Source organism: Levilactobacillus yonginensis (assembly GCF_003946265.1).
Taxonomy (GTDB): Bacteria; Bacillota; Bacilli; order Lactobacillales; family Lactobacillaceae; genus Levilactobacillus; species Levilactobacillus yonginensis.
Genome location: NZ_RHNO01000054.1, coordinates 1 through 2,534 on the forward strand (window position 1 = coordinate 1; position 2,534 = coordinate 2,534).

Sequence of the window (2,534 nt, forward strand, 5' to 3'; positions counted from 1 at the left end):
ATTAACCGCGCTAGGTAACCGAATAGCTGCGATAACAAACTTTGCAGTATCAAATCATTCGGCCAATCCACAATCAAATGATCTGCTTTTAGTTGATTTATGACACTTCCCATCTGCTTGACCATCTTAGGCGCAATCTGGCTAAGAAGCTGTTCGCGTCGTTCGGCGTCAAAAGCTGCCATTTCAAAAATGACCTTTAACTCTTTCACGTTAGCTTTAGCAAATGCAACTCGGTCCGTAAAAATTGCTGTGACGAATGCCTGTAGACTGGGATAATGCTGCCGTAATTCATCCTCTGAAAAATCACTCGCTAAAATTGGCACAATGTGCGCGGTAATTGGTGCTAAGATGGCATCCCGTAAGGCAGCCTTAGTCTTATACCGCCGATAGACCGTCCCCTCCGCAACGCCGGCCCGTTGTGCAATATCACTAGTACTGGTCTGGTCAAAACCCTTTTCAGCAAACAAATCGAGACTTGCCTGGAGGATGGCCCGTTGCTTAGGTGTAATCGTTTCATTCTGACTTAGATCCTGTTGAAAATAATCCCGTATCCGTGGTCGTTCCATATCCTCACACCTTCCGATAACGTTTCATTCCAACAATATTCAACATTGTTAGTACGACCATAAACCCTACTAATATTAACAAATTGACACCAATATCGCCAAGCCCAGCACCCTTTGTCACAACATCCGTCAACGCATTAGCACCATAGTATAACGGCATGATGTGGGCAATTGCTTGCAACCAACTGGCCATGCCATCGACTGGAACCAACCCAGCAAAAAAGATTTGTGGTACAACAATCAGTGGAATAAACTGAATCATTTGAAATTCTGAGTTAGTAAAGGTGGAAATAAAGATACCCAAGGTCAAAGCCACTAACGCTAATAATAAGTTAGTCAGAAAGACCAGCCAAATACTACCAACTAAGTGAATATTGAGGACCACAATTGTAAAAACAACGGTCAGAACAGTCTGAATGATGGCAAAGCCCCCATAGCCAATTAGATAGCCCATAATAATTTCACTCCGTCGAATTGGGGTTGCAAGTAGCCGGCTTAGGGTTCCAGTAGTGCGTTCATTCAAAAGTGAAACGCCAGAAATCAAGAACACAAAGAAGAAGACAAAGAAACCGAGAAATGCTGGCGAAAAGTTTTCAAAGAACGTTGAATCACTACTACCATAAATATAATGAGACTTAGTCGTATAACTGGTTGCTTTAGCTGACTGAGTCGAACTAGACGTCGTGGCTGTGGCCTGCTTGAGTTGCTTTTGTAATTTCTCAGCAGTTGCCTGGTCACCGCGGGCCTGGGCTTGTGCAATGGCAGTCTTCAGCTTGGTCACCGTTGCTTGTGTCTGGGCTGCTGTCAGCTTCTTCAAAGCGGCTTGTTGCGATTCAAGGGCCGCGCGCTGTTTCTTAGTAACGGTCACCAGCGTCTTCATTTTCAACTTGACTAATCCTGATTGTAAACTCGCCTTAATTAAAGACGTGCTGGTTGGATTGCTATTTGAATAAGTAATCGTCAATTGACCATTTTTCTGAGTCAAATAGCCATCTAGATCATGCTGCTTAATCATTTTCCGTGCCTGTGAACTATCATAATGATGAATCGTCACGTTTTTGGTATCGATCACGTTAACCACGGATTGGTCTACATGATGAACACCCAAGCTTGCTACTTGCGTCGTGTTGTTTTGAAATAAGAAATACATCAGCGTCATAATCAGCAATGGTGCCAAAAACATCAGCGCCAAGGTACGCTTATCACGTAACATTTGCTTAAAAACTCGTTTAACGATTGCCATCGTTCGCATCTTGCATCCGCCCCGCTTTCATAAAGACCTGTTCGATCGTATCTACTGCATACTGTTGTTTCAGTGCCGCGGGTGTCCCCTCAGCAAGCGCAATCCCGTGCCGAATCAACATGAGATAATCACACCGTTCTGCTTCGTCCATGACATGCGTTGTCACGAGCATCGACTTACCGGTATCCTTGAGCTTATTTAGTTCGGTCCAAATTTGTTGCCGTAATTCTGGATCAATCCCAACGGTCGGTTCATCTAAAATCAATAATTGGGGATCCTGAATCAGGGCAATTGCTAACGACAAGCGCCGTTTCATCCCACCCGAATAGCCACTGACCCGCTTGTCTAATTGGGACGTTAAATCAACTAATCCTGCTGCATAATCAATCATCTGTGCTAACTTTATTTTTGGAACGCTCAGCAATTGCCCAAACAAGGTTAGGTTTTCACGGGCCGTTAGTGTCTCATACAAAGCGTCACTTTGGGCCATATACCCTACTTGTGCCATTACCGCCCTATTGGGCATCACCGTATCCATGACTTTAACAGTGCCACTATCCACAACTTCCATCCCTAAAATACTCTTGATCAGGGTGGACTTCCCAGCTCCTGATGGCCCAATCAAGCCATAAATCATTCCAGCCGGCAGTGTCAAATCAATCTGATTGAGCACTTGCTGATGACCAAAGTGCTTGCTGACCTGCTTGGCGATGACATAATCCGTT

3 protein-coding genes are annotated in these 2,534 nt (G+C 44.6%); all 3 read right to left on the reverse strand.

The annotated features are described in order from the left end of the window. Positions 1 to 566: TetR/AcrR family transcriptional regulator (locus tag EKM87_RS12265; RefSeq protein ID WP_164506509.1), on the reverse strand; the 566-nt coding region annotated here is incomplete at its 3' end. Positions 567 to 570: 4 nt separating this feature from the next. Continuing rightward, positions 571 to 1,818, reverse strand: coding sequence for an ABC transporter permease (locus EKM87_RS12270; protein WP_125685028.1), 1,248 nt, complete (start codon positions 1,816 to 1,818; stop codon positions 571 to 573). After that, positions 1,796 to 2,534: ABC transporter ATP-binding protein (locus EKM87_RS12275; protein WP_225428450.1), on the reverse strand; the 739-nt coding region annotated here is incomplete at its 5' end. The genes EKM87_RS12270 and EKM87_RS12275, both read right to left, overlap by 23 nt.